The sequence below is a fragment of the Streptomyces sp. SAJ15 genome (genome assembly GCF_007595705.1).
In the GTDB taxonomy this organism is placed as follows: domain Bacteria; phylum Actinomycetota; class Actinomycetes; order Streptomycetales; family Streptomycetaceae; genus Streptomyces.
The window spans coordinates 25,260-44,358 of sequence record NZ_NISY01000004.1 but is presented as its reverse complement, the minus strand read 5'-3'; the positions used below and the strand labels follow the sequence as shown (position 1 = coordinate 44,358).

Annotated in this window: 16 protein-coding genes; 8 read left to right on the top strand and 8 right to left on the bottom strand. The window is 72.8% G+C overall.

The genetic code is table 11. The annotated features are described in order from the left end of the window. Window positions 1-49: 49 nt before the first annotated feature. Together cyaB and CD790_RS13375 are read left to right on the top strand one after the other, a co-directional pair. A complete protein-coding gene (gene cyaB / locus CD790_RS13380; RefSeq protein WP_144383438.1) occupies window positions 50-646 on the top strand; it encodes a class IV adenylate cyclase in 597 nt (198 codons plus the stop codon). Further along, complete coding sequence (locus CD790_RS13375) at window positions 643-1,719, top strand: transcriptional regulator (RefSeq protein ID WP_144383437.1); 1,077 nt, start codon at window positions 643-645, stop codon at window positions 1,717-1,719. The genes cyaB and CD790_RS13375 overlap by 4 nt, the downstream gene beginning before the upstream one ends. On the opposite strand, the gene CD790_RS34575 is transcribed toward CD790_RS13375, so the two are convergent. After that, window positions 1,709-1,846, bottom strand: coding sequence for a hypothetical protein (locus CD790_RS34575; RefSeq protein WP_186319006.1), 138 nt, complete (start codon window positions 1,844-1,846; stop codon window positions 1,709-1,711). The genes CD790_RS13375 and CD790_RS34575 overlap by 11 nt on opposite strands. A 454-nt stretch (window positions 1,847-2,300) precedes the next feature. Here CD790_RS34575 and CD790_RS13365 point away from each other — a divergent pair, with 454 nt between their 5' ends. From CD790_RS13365 to CD790_RS13355, 3 genes are all read left to right on the top strand, one after another. Continuing rightward, on the top strand, window positions 2,301-2,747 hold the full coding sequence (locus tag CD790_RS13365; protein WP_144383436.1) for an NUDIX hydrolase: 447 nt from the start codon (window positions 2,301-2,303) through the stop codon (window positions 2,745-2,747). A 442-nt stretch (window positions 2,748-3,189) separates the two neighbouring features. Then, the gene (locus CD790_RS13360) at window positions 3,190-5,025 is read left to right on the top strand and encodes a glycoside hydrolase family 3 protein (RefSeq protein WP_144383435.1); all 1,836 of its coding nucleotides are present in this window, start codon (window positions 3,190-3,192) and stop codon (window positions 5,023-5,025) included. A 210-nt stretch (window positions 5,026-5,235) separates the two neighbouring features. Next, window positions 5,236-5,916, top strand: coding sequence for a hypothetical protein (locus CD790_RS13355; protein WP_144383434.1), 681 nt, complete (start codon window positions 5,236-5,238; stop codon window positions 5,914-5,916). Window positions 5,917-5,923: 7 nt separating this feature from the next. Here CD790_RS13355 and CD790_RS13350 read toward each other — a convergent pair whose 3' ends face one another. Further along, window positions 5,924-7,348 (bottom strand): S28 family serine protease, encoded by a 1,425-nt coding sequence (locus CD790_RS13350; protein ID WP_144383433.1) that lies wholly within the window; start codon window positions 7,346-7,348, stop codon window positions 5,924-5,926. A 146-nt stretch (window positions 7,349-7,494) separates the two neighbouring features. Here CD790_RS13350 and CD790_RS13345 point away from each other — a divergent pair, with 146 nt between their 5' ends. Continuing rightward, window positions 7,495-7,938, top strand: a complete 444-nt coding sequence (locus CD790_RS13345; RefSeq protein WP_144383432.1) for a hypothetical protein — start codon at window positions 7,495-7,497, stop codon at window positions 7,936-7,938. Between the two features lie 206 nt (window positions 7,939-8,144). Here CD790_RS13345 and CD790_RS13340 read toward each other — a convergent pair whose 3' ends face one another. After that, window positions 8,145-12,422, bottom strand: coding sequence for an ABC transporter ATP-binding protein (locus CD790_RS13340; protein ID WP_186319005.1), 4,278 nt, complete (start codon window positions 12,420-12,422; stop codon window positions 8,145-8,147). Between the two features lie 267 nt (window positions 12,423-12,689). Continuing rightward, on the bottom strand, window positions 12,690-12,977 hold the full coding sequence (locus tag CD790_RS13330; RefSeq protein ID WP_144383429.1) for a helix-turn-helix domain-containing protein: 288 nt from the start codon (window positions 12,975-12,977) through the stop codon (window positions 12,690-12,692). A gap of 93 nt (window positions 12,978-13,070) precedes the next feature. Between CD790_RS13330 and map the strand changes: the two genes are divergently transcribed. After that, window positions 13,071-13,838, top strand: coding sequence for a type I methionyl aminopeptidase (map, locus tag CD790_RS13325; protein WP_144383428.1), 768 nt, complete (start codon window positions 13,071-13,073; stop codon window positions 13,836-13,838). Between the two features lie 42 nt (window positions 13,839-13,880). Here map and CD790_RS13320 read toward each other — a convergent pair whose 3' ends face one another. From CD790_RS13320 to speB, 3 genes are all read right to left on the bottom strand, one after another. Beyond that, entirely contained in the window at window positions 13,881-14,900 is a 1,020-nt protein-coding gene (locus tag CD790_RS13320) for a threo-3-hydroxy-L-aspartate ammonia-lyase (RefSeq protein ID WP_144383427.1), read from the bottom strand. Continuing rightward, entirely contained in the window at window positions 14,897-15,628 is a 732-nt protein-coding gene (locus CD790_RS13315) for a transcriptional regulator (protein WP_144383764.1), read from the bottom strand. Before CD790_RS13315 ends, CD790_RS13320 begins: the two co-directional genes overlap by 4 nt. A gap of 210 nt (window positions 15,629-15,838) precedes the next feature. Next, complete coding sequence (gene speB, locus CD790_RS13310; RefSeq protein ID WP_144383426.1) at window positions 15,839-16,819, bottom strand: agmatinase; 981 nt, start codon at window positions 16,817-16,819, stop codon at window positions 15,839-15,841. 151 nt (window positions 16,820-16,970) lie between these two features. Here speB and CD790_RS13305 point away from each other — a divergent pair, with 151 nt between their 5' ends. Further along, complete coding sequence (locus CD790_RS13305) at window positions 16,971-17,807, top strand: phosphatase (RefSeq protein ID WP_144383425.1); 837 nt, start codon at window positions 16,971-16,973, stop codon at window positions 17,805-17,807. A gap of 334 nt (window positions 17,808-18,141) precedes the next feature. On the opposite strand, the gene CD790_RS13300 is transcribed toward CD790_RS13305, so the two are convergent. After that, complete coding sequence (locus CD790_RS13300) at window positions 18,142-19,032, bottom strand: acyl-CoA thioesterase II (RefSeq protein WP_144383424.1); 891 nt, start codon at window positions 19,030-19,032, stop codon at window positions 18,142-18,144. Window positions 19,033-19,099: the final 67 nt, after the last annotated feature.

Below are 19,099 nucleotides of genomic sequence, written 5' to 3'. Positions count from 1 at the left end.
TCGCGTGAGCGAAACAGGGATCCGTGCAATCCGAGCAGAGGATCACGCCTTGATCGAAGCAGAGCTGAAGGCGCGTGTTCGCGCCCCGAAGGACGTCATGGAGCAGCTTGAACGCATGGCAGAGGGGCGGGAGGAGGTCTATCAGGACACCTACTACGACGACCCATCGGGAAGCCTCGGCGCGCAGGACCAGGAACTGAGGGTCCGCACAATCCGTGAGCCCCACTCAACTCGAACCGTCCTCACGTACAAGGGCGCCCGGATCGACCCGACCTCCGGCTCGAAGCCAGAGCACGAAACGGGTGTGGACAACCCGGATTCCGTTCACGCCCTGCTGCGCGGACTCGGCTATGTTCCGGTGATCTCGTTCCAGAAACGATGCCGGAACTACAAGCTCAGCTCTCACGGGCGCGGCCTGCTCGCCACGCTGGTCGAAGTGCCGGAGATCGAGGGAACTTTCCTGGAAGTCGAGACCATGGTCCAAGAGGAGGAAGAACTCCCATCGGCGCTTGACGACATCCGGTCTGTCATGAGCGAACTCGGCGTCTGTGAGGAAGACTTCACGTCGGAGCTCTACACAGACGCCGTAGCGGCTCGGCGTGTGCCTGCCCCCGTGACCGAAGGAGCACCTCCCCGAACACCATGAAAGGGATCATCGACCTCGGTAGACAGGACATGCCCCCGTCCCGGCGCGGCATCCTAGGAGCGGGGCTCCTCTCGGTCGCCCTCACCGACCCCAACTGGCCTGACGTCATGGGCAGGATGGAAACCGTGCGGCAGGGTCGGGTGCAGCGCATCGGGATGCCGGACGTCGACATGGTCATCGCCATGACCGAGCGCGTCTCCGAGCTCGACGACCAGTTCGGCGGGCGCCACGCCCGTCCGATGGCCGCCGCGTTCCTCGTGAACACCGTGGCGCCGTATCTGCGGGCGGACGGCTCCGAGCCGGTCAGAAAAGCCATGATGTCGGCGGCATCGGACCTGTGCTACCTCACCGGCTACATGGCGGTTGACGAAGGTCTACACGGCCTGGCACAGCAGTACTACCTGAAGGCTTTGCAACTGGCCGGGGCCTCGGAAGACCATCTGACGTACTGCACGACGCTCCGTGGCATGAGCGTTCAGGCGGTCGACCTCGGACACGGCCGGGCGGCCGTGCGACTCGCCGATGCCGCTGCCGCCGCGTCCCCGCAGGCCGGCCCCCGGATGCGGGCATTCCTCACCGGGCAACAGGCCCACGCGTACGCGCAAGTCGGCAACCGGAACGAAGCACTGAGGTACCTCCGAGACGCCGAAGCGGCCATGGAGAAAGCCGAGTCGCGCGAGCGAGCGTTCGGCTCGTACGATCCGTCGTCATTGCAGTACCACACGAGCCAAGTGCGGTTCGAGCTCGGCGACGCGCACGGCGCCGTCGAAGCCATGCAGGAGTCCGACAGGCTGCGCCACGACGTGTACCGGCGCACCCGGGTCAAGGAACGCGCCGTTCTCGCAGAGCGCCAACTGTCGATCGGCCACCTGGAAGCCGCCTGCGCGACGTGGCACATGGCGCTCGACGACTACCCGTTGATCCAGTCCGGGCGGGCAGACCAACGCGTGCAGAACATGTTCAAGCTCATCCGCCCACACCTGGGCAACCACGCCGCCAGGGACCTCTACGAGCGCGCCCGCACGGTCACCCCGGCCACGCTCATGACATCTGAGCAGAGGATCACGCCTTGATCGAAGCAGAGCGGCGCTGACCGAGGTCGTACAGAACAATCGCGATCATTCCCGCCATCTGCCCGGTCACGTGGCACAGCGTGGCGCGGTTCTTGACGGTCTGCGGCTGTGACAGAAGCGGCTTCATGTCGGTGAAGTCCGCGACCAGGTCGGAGAGGACCTTGGCCGGGCCTGCCCGTGGTAGCCGTAGCTGTACCGCTCGGCGGCGTGCTCCCAGTAGCCGAGATCGGCGGAGGTGTGGTCGGCGGCCAGAGCGGCGTCGGTGTCGTGGCGGGTGGTCGTTAAAGCGGCGAGCCCGGGATGGGGGCAGGTCGACCGCCTGGCCTCGCGGGCCCATCCAGGCCCTGCGAGGCGAGACACCACCGCCTCCCAGAAGGCCGCGCTCATACGCAGACGAACACCTCGATCGCCTGGTCACCACCCTGACCGCGAAGCGAAGGTGGCTGGTCATCATGTGCGCCGATCACGGCGACGCCTACGGAGACGACGGCTACCACGGCCGGGGCATCGCGCATCCCGTCGTGATGAATGTGCCGTTCGCGGCCTGGGTGCGTTGAGGGTCACCGCTATGCTCGCGCGCCATGAGCGACGACGTTCCCGCACGCGGCCCGGCCCGCGACGCGGCGGTGGTGGTGGCCCGCGACGCGGATGGATTGGTGGCCCTGCTGTCGGCCGACTTCCCCCGCCATGGCGGCGAGTACCTGTTCCTGCCCGGCGGTCGTCGCGAGGACGGCGAGACCCCCGAAGAGTGCGCTCGACGGGAACTGCGTGAAGAGGCCGGGATCACCGCCACCCGGTGGCGGCACCTGGGCGCGTACGCCATCACCCTGGAATCGACTGCCCGCGTACACCTCTACGAAGCCCAAGGGCTGACGCTCGGACCGCAGGAGCTGACCCCGACGGAGGAGGGATTCAAACTGTCCTGGTGGCCCATGGCCGACGCCCTCGACGCCGCCTCCCAGCGCCGATTCCTCCTCCCGGCCGGGCCCCTCGCCCTGCTCCTGGCCGACCGTGGAGAGCCCGCGTAGTTTCCGGCGGCGGTTAGCTTCGGCAACTCATGTGGATCACGACTACGCCCGCCCTGCCCCGTTCAGGCCTTGTTGCGCGGGCTCGGTTTCGATCAGGTGATCTCGTTCCCGGCGGTCCCCGCACGGGCGGGGGCGGGTGGGCGGGGAAAACCCCCGACCCCGGGCCGGGTCATCGGCCCGGCGGAACCACTCCGCAAGGGCCCCCGTCCAAGGACCGTGCTGCCGGAAAAGCCTCCGCGGTGCGGTGTCGGCCTCGCTGCTGGCTGCGAACGCCGACCTCCCTCTCCGCCGCCCGCGGCCGGCAGTGACCCGCCGCCGGCACGCCCCTCGCGGACCTGTGCCGGCGGCGGCACATCCCACCCCCTTGACCCGCCCCGCGTCCGCGCCTATTCCGTGCCAAGAGGCGACTCTTCGCCATGTCCTGCCACGGAAGGGGCGCGAGGTGCAACGACGTACGCTGCTCACCGCCACGGCCGCCACGGCCGCCGCCTGTGCCACCGGAGCCGCCGGGGCCGCCGAACGGGCGGGCGCCGCCGTCGGGGCCCGCAGACCCGATCGGGCCCGACTGCGGGCCCTGATCTCCCGGATGACGCTGGAGGAGAAGGTCGGCCAGCTCTTCGTGATGCGGGTGTACGGGCACTCGGCGACCGCGCCGGACCCCGTCGACGCCGAGGCGAACCGCAAGGAGACGGGCGTCGCCAACGCCGCCGAGCTGGTCGAGGCGTACCACGTCGGCGGGATCATCTACTTCGCCTGGGCGCACAACACCCGTGAACCGCACCAGATCGCCGACCTGTCCAACGGCATCCAGCGCGCCGGGCTGGCCCAGCCCACCCCGCTGCCGTTGCTGATCTCCACCGACCAGGAGCACGGCATCGTGGCCCGCGTCGGCGCGCCGGCCACCCTCTTCCCCGGCGCCATGGCGCTGGGCGCGGGCGGGAGCACGGAGGACGTGCGCACCGCCGCCCGCGTCGCCGGTGCCGAGCTGGCCGCCATGGGTATCCGACAGGACTACGCCCCGGTCGCGGACGTCAACGTCAACCCGGCCAACCCGGTCATCGGCGTGCGCTCCTTCGGCGCCGACCCACAGGCCGTGGCCCGCCTGGTCGCCGCGCAGGTCAGGGGGTACCAGCGGGGCGGGGTCGCGGCCACCGCCAAGCACTTCCCCGGCCACGGCGACACCACCGTGGACAGCCATGTCGGGCTGCCGCTGATCACCCACTCGCGGGCGGAGTGGGAGCGGCTGGACGCCCCGCCATTCCGCGCGGCGATCGCGGCCGGCATCGACGCGATCATGACGGCGCATCTGCTGTTCCCCGCGCTGGACCCGGTGGACGACCCGGCGACGCTCTCCCGGCGGATCCTCACCGGGGTGCTCCGCGGCGAACTCGGCTTCGACGGCGTGGTGGTGACCGACTCGCTCGGCATGGCGGGGGTGCGCGAGAAGTACGGCGACGCCAGGGTGCCGGTGCTCGCCCTGAAGGCCGGCGCCGACCAGCTGCTGAACCCGCCCGACCTGCCCACGGCCTGGCGCGGGGTGCACCAGGCGGTGCGGGACGGGGAGCTGAGCGAGGCGCGGCTGGACGCCTCGATCCTGCGGATCCTGGAGCTGAAGGCGCGCCGCGGACTGTTCGCCGACCCGTACACCAGCGACCGCGCGGTGGACCGCACGGTGGGCGTGCCGGCCCATCTCCGGGCCGCCGACCGGATCGCCGGGCGGACCACGACGCTGGTCGCCGACGACGCCGGGCTGCTGCCGCTCTCGCCCCGCCGGCAGCGCTCGCTGCTGGTCGTCGGCGTCGACCCGGCCGCCCCCTCGGGCACCGGCGGCCCGCCCACCGCCGTGCTCGCCCGGGCCCTGACCGAGCTGGGCTTCGCCGCCGAGGCGTTGTCCACCGGGACCGGCTCCCGGCCCGACCCGACACCGGAGCGGATCGCGGCGGCGGTGGCGCGGGCGCGCGGCCGGGACGCGGTGCTCGTGGCGACGTACAACGTGGGCCCGAGCTCCGGCCAACGCACCCTGGTGGCGGAGCTCACCGCCACCGGCGTCCCCGTCGTCCATCTCGCGCTGCGCAACCCGTACGACATCGCCCAGCTGACCGGCTACGGTCTGGCGGCCTCGCTCGCCACCTACTCCTGGACCGATGTGGAACTACGGGCGGCCGCACGGGTGCTGGCCGGGCGTGTCCGGCCGCACGGCCGGCTGCCGGTCGCGGTGCCCCGCGCGGACGACCCGTCCCGGCTGCTCTACCCGATCGGCCACGGGCTGTCGTACTGAGGAGCCGGTACGGCGTACCGAGGCGGCGTACAGGGCCGTCGTACGGCGCCGTCGTACGGGGCCGTCGTACGGGCGCGGCGCGGCGGCCCCGCGCCCGGCGTACGGCGAGTACGGCGCGCTCCCGCGCGTCCCCCCACCGCCGACGGATTCCGCGCCGTACGCCTGGCGTGCGCCCGCCCGCGCGGACCAGGCTGGCAGCCGGGGGTGGGAATGGAGGGCGGGACACGCGAACGCTCGCCGCGGCACGTCGCCGGGTCTCGCGCGGCCGTGCTGGCGCTCGCGCTGGCCGGGACGGCGATGGGGCTGACGGGCTGCCACGGGGACGAGCGGGCCGGTGGGACGACGCCGGCGGCGGCCACGGGGAGCGCCGACTACGGCGCGACCTTCCTGGCCCGGGGCGAGTGCGGCGCTCAGCGGCGGACGGCCTTCACCGAGGTGCCGTGCACCAGTGAACGGGCGACCGCGCGGGTGCTCGCCCGCTACGAGGGGACGCCGGACTCCGGAACCCACTGTCCGGAGCGCACCGACTTCGTGCTGCACATCTCCGGCGTCCGTCCGGACGCGGACGAGGACGGCGACGGCACGGCGCCGGAGGGCTACGCCTGCATGCGGGCGTTGGAGCCGCCGCATCCGGGCGACCCGGGCGCCGGCGGCGGGCCGCGCACGCTGGTCGGCGACTGCGTCTACAGCGCCCGGCGCGGCCAGGTGCGGGAGACGGCCTGTGACGGCTCGGGGGCCCGGCCACCGGAGTTCCGGCTGGTGGCGGCGGTGGCCCGGCGGGCTGACTGCCCGCCGGGCACCGCCCTCTATGTGCACCTGGACGGCGGACCGCCGGTGGGGTGCGCCGTCCGATCCCGTCCCCTGAGCGGTTCGGACGGCCCCGAGGGCTGAACGACCGTTACGGCCGCAGCAGCGGCTCGCGCTCGACGAGCTGCTTGTCGAGCTTCGGGTCGTAGGAGGTCAGCCGCTTGGCCGGCTTGTCGCCCTCACGGACGGCGGCCGGGGCGACCCCCGCCCACTCCAGGATCTCCTGGGTGGCCTTCTCCTTCTGCGCGGCGGGCAGCCCGGCCACGTTGGAGCCGTGGTTGCCGCCGGGGACGGTGAAGACGTAGCTGTCGTCGGACCCGCGACCCACGCGGAACGGCTCCGCCGCCCACGGGTCGTTGGCGCCGTTGACGAAGAGCATCCGCTCACTGTGGTGCCGCACCCAGCGGTCGACGTCCCGCATGACCCACGGCTTGAAGGTCATCGGGATGTCGCGGGGCACGTAGTTGCGCGGGTCGTAGATGCCCGGGTAGCGCAGCAGGCCCTTCAGGTGCGGGGTCTTGAAGGAGGGCGCGCCCAGCTCGGTGCCCGCCTGGTAGTAGTACGGGGTGTAGTTCGCCAGGCCCTGGTCGGTGTAGGCGGAGAAGCCGGAGATGTCATCGATGAAGGTGTACAGATCATCGGTGGAGGCGGTCGCCGCCGGCACCGTGTCGCAGTCCTTCAGCAGGTGGTACTGCCAGAAGGCCCACACCAGGTCGAGCACCACGTTCTCGTACGCCTTGTCGGCGCTGCCCACGACGGTGAAGGTCTGCTTCTCCTCGGCCGCCCACTTCTGGTAGCGGTCGACGATCTCGTCGCGCCGCACCAGGGCCTCGCGCTGCACCGCGTTGAGCTTGGCGCGGCACTCGGCGGTGCCGACGGTGCGGAAGAAGCGGTCGTAGGCCGAGTCCTCCTTGTTGCGCACGTCGTTGGGGGCGACGTAGGCGACGGTGCCGTCCATGTCGTTCGGGAAGAAGCGGCGGTAGTAGGTGGCCGTCATGCCGCCCTTGCTGCCGCCGGTGGCCAGCCAGTTCTTGCCGTAGATCGGCTTCAGCGCCTTGAAGATGCGGTGCTGGTCCTTGGCGGCCTGCCAGATGTCGAGCTTGGACCAGTCGGCCGGCTGGGGTCGGGACGGAGTGAAGAAGCGGTACTCCATCGACACCTGGTTGCCGTCGACGATCTGCGTGGGCTCGCTGCGGCGCGGGTTGGTGTTGACGTTGTAGCCGGAGGTGAAGAACACCGTCGGCCGGTCCGTGGCCTTGTGCAGCAGGGTCAGCCGCTGCTGGAAGGTGCCCTTGGACGGGTGCCGGTGGTCGATCGGCTGCGTGTAGTTGAGCACGAAGAAGCGGTAGCCCTCGTAGGGCTTCTCCTCGATGAGACTCATCCCCGGTATCGCGAGGATGCGTTCCTTGATGTCCGGCTCGGCGGCGTGGGCCGCCGTCACGGACGACGCGCTGCCGACGACCGCGGTGCCTATCAGCACCACGAGCGACAGCAGCCATCTGAGCGCCTTGCGCATGCGCGCTCCCCTTTCTCCTCAGAGGTCGCCGGGAAACCTATCGGGGGCGCTGCCCGACCCGCTAGCCCCGTCCATCCCGCTTGTGAATACGGAGAGTTGTCGCCCGCCCTCTTTCGTAGCGGCGCGTGATGGCGCATGCTGCCTACATGGACCGAGACGAACGGCACGAGCGGAGCGAACGGGCCGAGCGGCTGAGGCAGTACCTGACGGAACTGCAGGAGCGGGTGGAGCCACGGGCGTTGGAGCTGCTCATGCGTCTGCTGCGGGAGCTGAGCACCTCACCCGCCGTACGGGGAGGGACGTACGAGCTCGGCATGGGCCCGGAGGAGAAGGAGCTGTTCACGCCGGCACTCCAGGCGGAACTGCTGGTGCTCTTCGGCCTGTTGACCTCGCAGGACGAGCGGGTCGTGGTGGACCTGGGGGACAGCCCGCACGCCAAGGGCATGAAGGTCCTGGTGCCCCAGGACCGCGCGGACGACCCCGACTTCCTTCAGCGGCACAAGCAGCGGGTGGCGGCCGAGGCGGAGCAGCGGGAGCGGGACCGCCGGGAGGTGGAGGCGATAGCCCGGGTGAGCGGCATGGAGCCCTAGCGGCCGCGGGACTCGGTGATCGCTACGCGCCGTAGCCGAAGGTGACTACGGCGCGTAGCGAAACCATCCCGCTCGACGGCGAGCAGCCCGACGGCGGAGACCGACGGCGGAGACCGGCGGTGCCGAACGGACCCCGAGCCCACGACGAGCACCGAGAACGGCGGACGACCGCCGACCACGCACCCGCCGGGGTCAACGCGCCGGGGTCAACGCGCCAGCGTAGGCGTCGCCGTGCCCTCGTCGACGTCGGCCGCCGTCGGCCCGGCCTCACCCGTGAAGGTGCGCCACAGCTCGGCATAGCGTCCGCCGCGCGCCAGCAGCTCGTCGTGGGTGCCGTCCTCGGCGACCCGCCCCTGGTGCAGCACCACCACCCGGTCGGCGCGGGCCGCCGTGGTGAGCCGATGGGCGACCACGAGCGTGGTGCGCTTGCCCGCGAGCCGGTCGGTGGCCTGGTTGACCAACGCCTCGGTCGCCAGGTCCAGGGCCGCCGTCGCCTCGTCGAGCAGCAGCACGTCCGGGTCGACCAGCTCGGCACGGGCCAGGGCGATCAACTGCCGCTGGCCCGCGGAGAGGTTGCGCCCGCGCTCGGTGACCTCGTGGAGGTAGCCGCCCTCCAGGGAGGCGACCATGGCGTGCGCTCCCACCGCCCGCGCGGCGGCCTCGACCTCGGCGTCGGTGGCGTCGGGGCGACCGTAGGCGATGGCGTCGCGCACGGTCCCGGCGAAGAGGTAGGACTCCTGCGGGACCACGCCGAGCCGGTGCCGGTAGCGGGTCAGGTCGAGCTCGCGCAGGTCCGCGCCGTCCACCCGGACGCTCCCGGAGGTGGGGTCGTAGAACCGGGCGACCAGCTTGACGAGGGTGGACTTGCCGGCGCCGGTCTGGCCGACGAAGGCGACGGTCTGCCCGGCGGGTATGTGCAGGTCGATGCCGGTGAGCGCCGCATCGTCGGCGCGGGCGCCGGCCCCGCCCCCGGCGTCCGCGACCGTACGGGCGTCCGCTGCCGCGTCGCGCTCCGAGGCCGCCCGGCCGCGCTCCGCGGCCGTGGCGGCCTCCACGGCCGCGCCGTAGTGGAAGTGCACGTCCTCGAAGGTGATCTCGCCGCGCAGCGAGCGCACATCGCGCGGCCGCTCGGCGACCGGGGTGGTGGTCGGCTCGCGCAGCAGCTCCTGGATGCGGCGCAGCGACACGGTGGCCTGCTGGTAGCCGTCGAAGACCTGGGAGAGCTGCTGCACCGGGGCGAAGAACAGGTCGATGTAGAGCAGGTACGCGACCAGGGCGCCGGCGGTGAGCGTCCCGTCGCCGACCCGCCCGGCGCCGACGATCAGCACCAGCGCGGCGGCGACGGAGGACAGCAGTTGGACGAAGGGGAAGTAGATCGAGATCAGCCACTGGCCGTGCACCCGGGCCCGGCGGTAGTCGTCGCTGCGCTCGGCGAACCGCCGCCGTCCGCTGTCCTCGCGGCGGAACGCCTGCACGATCCGCAGCCCGGCGACGCTCTCCTGGAGGTCGGCGTTGACGCCGCTGATGCGCTCGCGCGCCAGCTCGTACGCCTTGACGCTCTGCCGCCGGAAGAAGACGGTGCCGATGACCAGCGGGGGCAGCGTCGCGAAGACCACCATCGCCAGCTGGACGTCGATGACGAGCAGCGCGACCAGGATACCGAAGAAGCTCAGCAGGCTGACGACGGCGGTGACCAGGCCGGTCTGGAGGAAGGTCGAGAGCGCGTCGACGTCGGTGGTCATGCGGGTCATGACCTTGCCGGTCAGCTCGCGCTCGTAGTAGTCCAGGCCCAGCCGCTGGAGCTGGGCGAAGATCTTGACGCGCAGGGAGTAGAGCACCCGCTCGCCGGTCCGCCCTGTCAGTCGGGTCTCCCCGATCTGCGCGGCCCACTGCCCGAGCACCACCAGCAGGGCGAGCCCGGACGCCACCCACACGGCGCCCAGGGCCGCACGCTGCACACCCTCGTCGATGCCCTGCCGGATCAGCACGGGCAACAGCAGACCGGCCAACGCGTCCACGGCGACCAGGGCCAGGGCGAGGCCGAGCGGCAGCCCGAAGCCGCGCAGCAGCCGCCGCAGCCCGTAGGAGTCCTCCGGGCGCTCGGCCCGGTCCTCGTCGATGTCGGGGGTGTCGGTGGCCGGCGGCAGCGCCGCGACCTTGGCGAGCAGCTCGGGCGTCGCGGGCGCCCCGGCGAGCGCGCCGGCCATGGCGCCGGGCTGGCCGGTGGCCGCGGCGGAGGGGCCGGCGGCTCCGGCCGTGCCGGCCGACGCGGTGTCCGCGCCGTCCGCGCCGTCCTGCCGGCGCTTCCAGAGTTCGGGCGTCACCCCGTCCACGACCCGGCGCCGGGCGTTGACCGGCTCGCTGTCGATCTCCGCCTCGACCTCGATGTCGACGTCCAGGTCGAGCTCGCGGTCCAGCGCCCGACGGTCCAGCGCCCGGTAGAGATCCTGGCCCGACGCGCCGTTCGTCGCCGGGCGCCGCGCGGACGCGGGGCTCCGGTCCAGCCGGTGCCCGGGGTCCCGGCCCGTGTCCCGGCCCAGCCCCAGGTCCACGCCCTGTATCTCCGGCTCGGCGAGCCCCGCGCCGGCCGCCTCACCGTCTGAGCCGCCCGCGGCTCCGTCCGGCGTGGAACCGTCCGGCGTGGAACCGTCCGGCTCGCCTGCCGAGCCGTCCTCCAGCGCGGCGCTCACGGAGGCGTCGCGTCCGACGGCCGCGGGCGCCGCGCCTGCCGGGTCCCGTTCGATCCCGCTGAGCTCGTCGGGGTCGGTCAGCAGCCGGCGGTAGAGCTCGCACCGCTCGCGCAGCTCGTCGTGGGTGCCCACGTCGACCACGCGGCCGGCGTCGAGGACGGCGACGCGGTCGGCGAGGGCGAGGGTGGAGAGGCGGTGCGCGATGAGCAGCGTGGTGCGGCCGGCCATCACCCCGCGCAGCGCCTCGTGGATCTCGTGCTCCACGCGCGCGTCCACCGCCGAGGTCGCGTCGTCCAGGACGAGCAGCCGGGGGTCGGTGAGGATCGCGCGGGCCAGGGCGACGCGCTGCCGCTGGCCACCGGAGAGGGTGAGGCCCTGCTCGCCCACCTCCGTGTCGTAGCCGTCGGGCAGCTCGCTGATGAAGGCGTCGGCCTGCGCCGCCCGCGCGGCGGCCCGGATCTGCTCGTCGGTGGCGTCCGGGGCGCCGTACGCGAGGTTCGCCCGCACGGTGTCGGAGAACAGGAAGCTGCTTTCGGGGACGAGCCCGATGGCGCCGCGGAGCGAGGCGTACGTCAGGTCGCGCACGTCCTGACCGCCGATCCGCACGGCCCCGCTGGAGACGTCGTAGAAGCGCGGCAGCAGCATCGAGAGCGTCGACTTGCCGCTTCCGGAGGCGCCGACGACGGCCAGCACCTCGCCCGGTTCGATGCGCAGCGAGACGTCGTCGAGCACCGGGCGCCGGGCGCCGGCGTAGCCGAAGGTGACGTGGTCGAACTCGACGGTGGCGGGGGCGTCGGCCGGCAGCTCCCGGGCGTCGGGCCGCTCTTCGATGGCCGGCTCGGTCTCGATGAGCTCGAAGACGCGCTCGACGCCGGCCCGGGCCTGCTGGCCCATGGTCAGCATCATGGTGAGCATCCGCACCGGGCCGACGAGCTGCGCGAGGTAGGTCGAGAAGGCGACGAAGGTGCCGAGGGTGACCTGGCCGCGGGTGGCCATCCAGCCGCCGACCGCCAGCATGGCGACCTGACCCAGCGCGGGCACGGCCTGGAGCGCGGGCGTGTAGCGGGCGTTGAGCCGCACGGTGCGCAGCCGCGCGGCGAACAGCCGGCGGCCGGCCTCGCGCAGCTTGCCGGTCTCCTGGTGCTCCTGTCCGAAGCCCTTGACGACGCGCACGCCGGTGACGGCGCCGTCGACGACGCCCGCGACCGCGCCGGCCTGGCTCTGCGCGTACCAGGTGGCGGGGAAGAGTCGGGTGCGGCTGCGCGCGGCGATGATCCACAGGGCCGGGGCCACGGCGAGCACCACGACGGTGAGCAGCGGCGAGAGGATCGCCATCACGACCAGCGAGATGACGAACAGCAGCACGTTGCCGATCATCATCGGCACCATGAAGAGCAGGCCCTGGATGAGCTGGAGGTCGCTGGTGCCGCGGCCGACGACCTGGCCGGTGGACAGCTCGTCCTGCCGCCTGCCGTCCAGCCGGGTGATCGCCTCGAACATCTCGGTGCGCAGGTCGTGCTGGACGTCGAGGGCGAGTCGCCCGCCGTAGTAGCGCCGCAGATAGGTCAGGGCGTAGACGACGACCGCGGCCACGATCAGCAGCGCGGCCCAGGGGCCCAGCGAGCGCTCCTGACTGACGACGACATCGTCGATGATCAGTCGCGGGATGAGCGGCACGAGGGCCAGCACGGCCATCCCGGCGAGCGAGGCGCCGAGAGACAGCAGCACATTGCGCCGGTACCGCCAGCAGTACCGGGTCAGCCGTCGCACCCAGCCCTGTCCTGTGCCTGACACCCACGACCTCCCGGATCTTTCCGCCCTATCGGAAGGCTGCAACGCACAGGCGTGCGGATTTCATCCTTACGCAACAAAGAAATCGTCGCGGATCGTCACCGAGCGTCGCCCGACCGAATCCGATCAGGGCGTGATCGGGTCAGGGCCTGACGCCGCCGACGTCGCCGGCGCGGCGCGGATCGGCGAGGTACAGCCGGACGGTGTTGCCGACACCCGCGGTGAAGCCGCGCCCCGCGCGGGGCGCGGTCCGGAAACGGGCGGCGTCGGTCAGGCGGCCGCGCTGTCCTCCGCGGCGGCGGCGGCCTCGTCGGCGGCTTCCGCGCACCGCGTCGACAGCTCGTCCAACCCCAGCCCCAGCGCGGAGGCCAGCGCCACGACGGTGAAGAAGGCGGGGGTCGGCGCCCGGCCGGTTTCGATCTTCCGGAGGGTCTCGGCGGAGATGCCCGCCCGCGCGGCGACCTCGGCCATGCTGCGTTCGCCGCGCGCCTGCCGTAGCAGGGCGCCGAGACAACGGCCGCGTTCGCGTTCGAGGGCGGTGAGAGGGGTGCGCACCATGACCGTGATACTAATACCGGTATAAGAATTGGGACCCCGCCCCGTCGGCACCCCGTCGGCATCGGGTCTCCCTGAGCGAAGGGACGGCTGGCCATGGTGGAGATCAAGACCGACGCGGCGTTGGAGGCCATGCGCGAGGCCGGCCGGGTGGTGGCCAAGGCGCTGGAGGCGGTGCGCGCGGTGGCCGCCGTCGGCGTGTCCTTGCGGGAGCTGGACGAGACGGCGCGCGAGGTGCTCCGCGCGGCGGGGGCGAGCTCCCCGTTCCTCGGCTACCGGCCGCACTTCGCCCCCACCCCCTTCCCCGCCGTGATCTGCGCCTCGGTCAACGACGCGATCGTGCACGGCATCCCCGACGGCTACCGGCTGCGCGACGGCGATCTGCTCAGCGTGGACTGCGGGGCGATGCTGGACGGCTGGGCCGGCGACGCGGCGGTGAGCTTCACGGTCGGCACCCCGCGCCCCGACGACCAGCGACTCGTCGAGACCACCCGGCGTGCCCTGGAGGCCGGCATCGCGGCGGCCGTGGTCGGGGCCCGGATGGGCGACATCGGACACGCCATCGGCAGCGTGGGCCGCGCCGCCGGTTACGGCATCCCCGCCGACTTCGGGGGACATGGGATCGGCCGGCGCATGCACGAGGACCCCCCGGTCCCCAACGAGGGCCGACCGGGCCGGGGCCTCCCCCTCCGCCACGGCATGGTGATCGCGATCGAGCCCATGTTCCTCGCCGGCGGCTCCGACGCCTACCTCACCGACCCCGACGGCTGGACCCTCCGCACCGCCGACCGCGGCCGCGCCGCCCACAGCGAACACACCGTCGCCATCACCGACGACGGCCCGCGCGTCCTCACGCTCCCCTAGGCGGCCCGCCCAGCGCGCTCCCGCGCGGGCGGCACCGGGTCGTCAGCCCGCCCCGACCAGCGAGGCGAAGCGCCCCGGGTCCACGTTCCCGCCGGAGATCACGACCCCTACCCGCTCGGGGACCGACGCGACCCGCCCCGCGAGGAGGGCGGCGAGGCCCGTGGCGCCGCTCGGCTCGACGACGATCTTCAGATGGGTGAAGGCGAAGGCCATGGCCTCGCGGATCTCGTCGTCGCTCACGAGCACCACCTCGTCCAGCAGCCGCCGGTTGATGGAGAAGGTCAGCTCCCCCGGGGTCTCCAGGGCCTGTCCGTCGGCGATGGTGTGCGGCACCGGAACGCGCACCCGGTGACCGGCCTCCAGGGAGCGCTTGTAGTCGTCGCCCGCCGCCGGTTCCACGCCGATCGTGCGGACGGCGGGGTCGATGCCCCGTACGGCGGTGGCGCAGCCCGCCATCAGGCCGCCCCCACCGACCGGGGTCACCAGCGCGTTCAGGGCGCCGACCTCCTCGATCAGCTCCAGGCCCACGGTGCCCTGGCCGGCGATGATCTGCGGATGCTCGTACGGCGGGACCAGCGTGAGCCCGCGGTCCTCCGCCAGCTTGCGGCCGATCGCCTCCCGGTCGCCGGTGTAGCGGTCGTACGTCACCACCTCCGCGCCGTACCCGAGGGTCGCGGCGCGCTTGGACTCCGGCGCGTCCTCGGGCATCAGGATCACGGCGGGGGCGCCGAGGAGCCGGGCGGCCAGGGCCACCGCCTGGGCGTGGTTCCCGGACGAGTAGGCGGCGACGCCGCGCCGGAGCTCCTCCGCGGACAGCTGGGCGATCGTGTTGTAGGCGCCTCGGAACTTGAACGCGCCGACCCGCTGGAAGTTCTCACACTTGAGGAACACCTCCGCGCCGACCCGCCGGTTCAGCGTCCGGGACGTCAGCACCGGGGTGCGGTGCGCGATCCCCGCGATCCTGGCCGCGGCCGCGCGGACGTCGTCGAGCGTGACCGGCGCGGCGCGCTCGCCGGTGGTCGACCGGGCCCCCGACGGCGTGGCCGGCTGAATGGTCGTCATGCGGAACCGCCTTTCGCTGAAGTCCCTGGAGCGCGCCCCTTGTCCGCCGTGCGCTTCCGCGCGTCGGACAGGTACGCGTAGGCCGAGGCCCGTGAGATGCCCAGTCGGGCGGCCACCCGGGGCACCGCCCGGCGCACCGCGAAGACGCCCGTCGCGTCCAGCCGGGCGAACAGCTCCGCCCGCTCGGCCCGGTCCAGCTGGGCCCACTGCTTGCCGTGCGCGAGCTGGAGACCGTCCACCGCGGCGTCGACGACGTCGTCCACGTCGTTGCTGAAGGTGGTCGTCGGCACCACGGCGGCGGACCCCGGGGCCCGCTGCCCCGCCGCGCCGGGGACCACGCCCACCAGATCGCCGACCAGATCATGGACCTGGGTCAGCGCGGTGATGTCGAGGTTGACGCAGAACGCCCCGAAGGCCGTGCCGTCGCTGGTGCGCAGCACGACCGTGGAGGACTTCAGCATCCGGCCGGCCGGGGTCCTGGTGACGTAGTTGAGCCGGTCGGGGGCCGCGTCGCCCTGGCGCAGCAGGTCCATCCCGATGGCGCTCATGGAGCCGCCGACGGCGCGCCCCGTGAGGTCGCCGGCGATGACGACCACCGAGTTCTCCGGCGTGCGGAAGTCGTGCACCACGACCTCGCAGGACCGACCGAAGGTGGCGGCGAGCCCCTCCGCGACCGGTCGCAGCGCGGCGATGACGGCGTCCGCCTCCGCGTTCACTGATGCTCCCACGGTGCTCACTGGATCAACTGTACAGAGGGCAGACGGTCCGTCCAAGAGTCCGGCGGAACCGGGTGACCGGAGCCCGGAGCCCGGAACCCAGAGCCCGGAGCCCGGAAAAGGCGCGAGGCGCGGCGGTGACCCTCAAGGGCCACCGCCGCGCCTCCTGTCAGCGCGCCTCCTCACTCGGCGCGCCGCGCTGTCGGCGCACCGCGCGGAGCGTCACGCCTCCCGCGCGGCGGCGATCTGCCGCGACATGATCGTGGTCAGCTCGTACGCCGTGTGGGACGCGGCGACGGAGGTGATCTCGGCGTGGTCGTACGCCGGGGCGACCTCGACCACGTCGGCCGAGACCAGGTTGCAGGAGGACAGGCCGCGCAGGATCTCCAGCAGCTCGCGGGAGGTCAGACCGCCCGCCTCCGGGGTACCGGTGCCGGGCGCGTGCGCCGGGTCGAGCACGTCGATGTCGATGGAGATGTACAGCGGCCGGTCGCCGATGCGCTGGCGCAGCTGGTCGGCCACCTCGTCCACGCCGCGCCGCATCACGTCGGCCGAGGTGACGATGCCGAAGCCCATCTTCTCGTCGTCGTCCAGGTCCTGCTTGCCGTAGAGCGGGCCGCGGGTGCCGACGTGGGAGAGCGCGGAGGTGTCGAGGATGCCCTCCTCGACCGCGCGCCGGAACGGGGTGCCGTGGGTGTACTCGGCGCCGAAGTAGGTGTCCCAGGTGTCCAGGTGCGCGTCGAAGTGCAGCAGCGCGACGGGACCGTGCTTACGGGCCACGGAACGCAGGATCGGCAGCGCGATGGTGTGGTCGCCGCCCAGCGTCATCAGTCGGGCACCGGAGGACAGCAGCTCGTCGGTGGCGCCCTCGATGGTCTCCACGGCCTCGTTGATGTTGAACGGGTTCGCGGCGATGTCACCGGCGTCGGCGACCTGCGCCAGCGCGAAGGGGGACGCGTCCTGGGCCGGGTTGTACGGGCGCAGCAGGCGCGAGGCCTCACGGATGGCGTTGCCGCCGAAGCGGGCGCCGGGGCGGTAGGAGACGCCGGTGTCGAACGGCACGCCGACCACGGCGACGTCGGCGGTGCCGCCGACCTCGTCGATGCGCGGCAGCCGGGCGAAGGTCGCGGGCCCCGCGTAGCGCGGAATGCGAGAGGAGTCGACCGGGCCGACGGGGCCGGGCTGGCGGGCGTTGGTGGACATGCGACTACTGCCTCTCGGCGGTGGGGTTTCGGGGGCTGTGATTCGAGAGTAGGCAGCGCCGCGGATTCCGCACATGTACGTTCCCGAGGGCCAAGCCCGGCTATTTGGACACCACGTCCATGTGCAAGCTCCAAGGAGGACAATAGGCGGCATGCCGCTGCCTTCTTCCGGGGGACGACCCCCGTACCCCCGAATAGCCAGCTCCGTGCCCAGCCGCGCCGAACTGATCGACCACCTGGTGGCCACCCGCATCGCCGGCAACGTCGCCACTCCGCGCGGCAACAACCTGTCTCACTACCGCAGCCTCGCCAACGGCGACCGCCACTACTGGCTGGGTCTGGAGCTGGGCGACCGCTGGACGGACGAGCAGGACGTCCTCGCGGTCATGGCGGAGCGGTGTGGGGTGATCGACGACCCGGAGCACCGGGTGGGCCAGGACACCATCGACCCGGAGCTGACCGTCGGTGCCCTGGACCGGATGGCGGCGGTGCTGCGCAAGGCGGCCGAGGCGGGCGAGCGGGTGCTGTTCGCCACCGGCCACCCGGGCGGGCTGCTGGACGTGCACCGCGCGACCGCCGCCGCGCTGCGGGCCGCGGGCTGCGAGATCATGGAGATCCCCGGCGGGCTCCAGGCCGACGAGGGATTCGTCTTCCAGTTCGCCGACGTCGCGGTGCTGGAGCGCGGCGCGACGCTGTGGCACACCCACTCCCCCGCACCCATGGCGGCGATCCTGGACGGGCTGGCGCGCGAGGGGCGGCCGCTGCCGGACCTGGTGGTGGCCGACCACGGCTGGACGGGGTGCGCGGGGCAGCGCGGCATCGACGCGGTCGGGTACGCGGACTGCAACGACCCGGCGCTGTTCATCGGCGAGGCGGAGGGCGCGCTGGCCGTGGTGGTCCCGCTCGACGACCACGTCGTCAACCCGCGCTTCTACGACCCGATGACCGCCTATCTGCTGGACGCCGCGGGCCTCTCCCCGGCCTACTGACGCCTACCGACGCCTACTGACCGAGGGCCGCGCCATCGCTCCGTGGGGCGGGGACCGGCCCACGCGATCTCCGGTGCCCGGGCGCGACCTCGCGCCGGCACCACCCGCGGCCTCACGGCGCCCCGCCATCCCACAGCGGCCAGGGGCGCGTCCGCACCCCAGCTCCGGCCGGCCACCCGGCGGTCCCGCCCTCCAGCCCCACGGCCTCGGGGCGGGTGCCGCCGCCAGTCCACCGCGGCGCCGAGCCGCCGAGCCGTCAGATCATCCGCGCCACGGTCCACCGTGGCGCCGGACCGCCCCTCCACCGCGGCGTCGCGCCGCCGGGCCACCCGGTTCACTCTCGCCCGCGCGGGACCCGCACCAGACCCTCCTGGATCACCGACACGGCGAGCCGACCGTCCGCGGTGAAGATCCGGCCCTTGGCCAGTCCCCGCCCGCCCGCCGTGGTCGGGCTCTCCTGGTCGTAGAGGAGCCACTCGTCCGCGCGGAAGGGGCGGTGGAACCACATGGCGTGGTCCAGGCTGGCGCCGACCACGTCGCCGACGGCCCAGCCGCCGCGACCGTGCGCGAGCAGCACCGAGTCCAGCAGGGTCATGTCCGAGACGTAGGTCGCCAGACAGATGTGCAGCAGTGGACGGTCCTGTTCGCCGTCCAGTTTGCCGTTGGTGCGGAACCACACCTGTGACCTCGGCTCGCGCGGTTCGCCGATGGTGCCGTACGGCGGGGCGTCCACGTAGCGCACATCGACGGCGGCCCGCGCCTCCAGCATGCGCCGGCTGACCACCGGGTCGCCGAAGAGGTGCGCGTACCGCGGCAGCAGCTCCTCCGCGGTGGGGAGCGTCAGCGGGTCCGGGGCGGCCGGCATCGGCTCCTGGTGCTCCAGCCCCTCCTCGGCGCGCTGGAAGGAGGCCGAGAGGTGGAAGATCGCCTTGCCGTGCTGCACGGCCACCACCCGGCGGGTGGTGAAGGAGTAGCCGTCGCGGATGCGGTCGACCGTGTAGACGATCGGCGCGCCGGGGTCGCCGGGGCGCAGGAAGTACGAGTGCAGCGAGTGCGGCGTGCGGTCCTCGGGGACGGTGCGGCCCGCGGCGACCAGCGCCTGGGCCGCGACCTGGCCGCCGAAGACCCGCTCCACCAGGGAGGGGCGGCTGGTGCCGCGGAAGATGTCCCGCTCGACCTGTTCCAGGTCGAGCAGGTCGAGCAGATCCTGGAGTGCTTCGTTCATCTGGGCGCTTCGTTCGTCCGGAGTGCGTCGGAGTGCCTGGGAGTGTCCGCGCGGCGTGCCCGTGGAG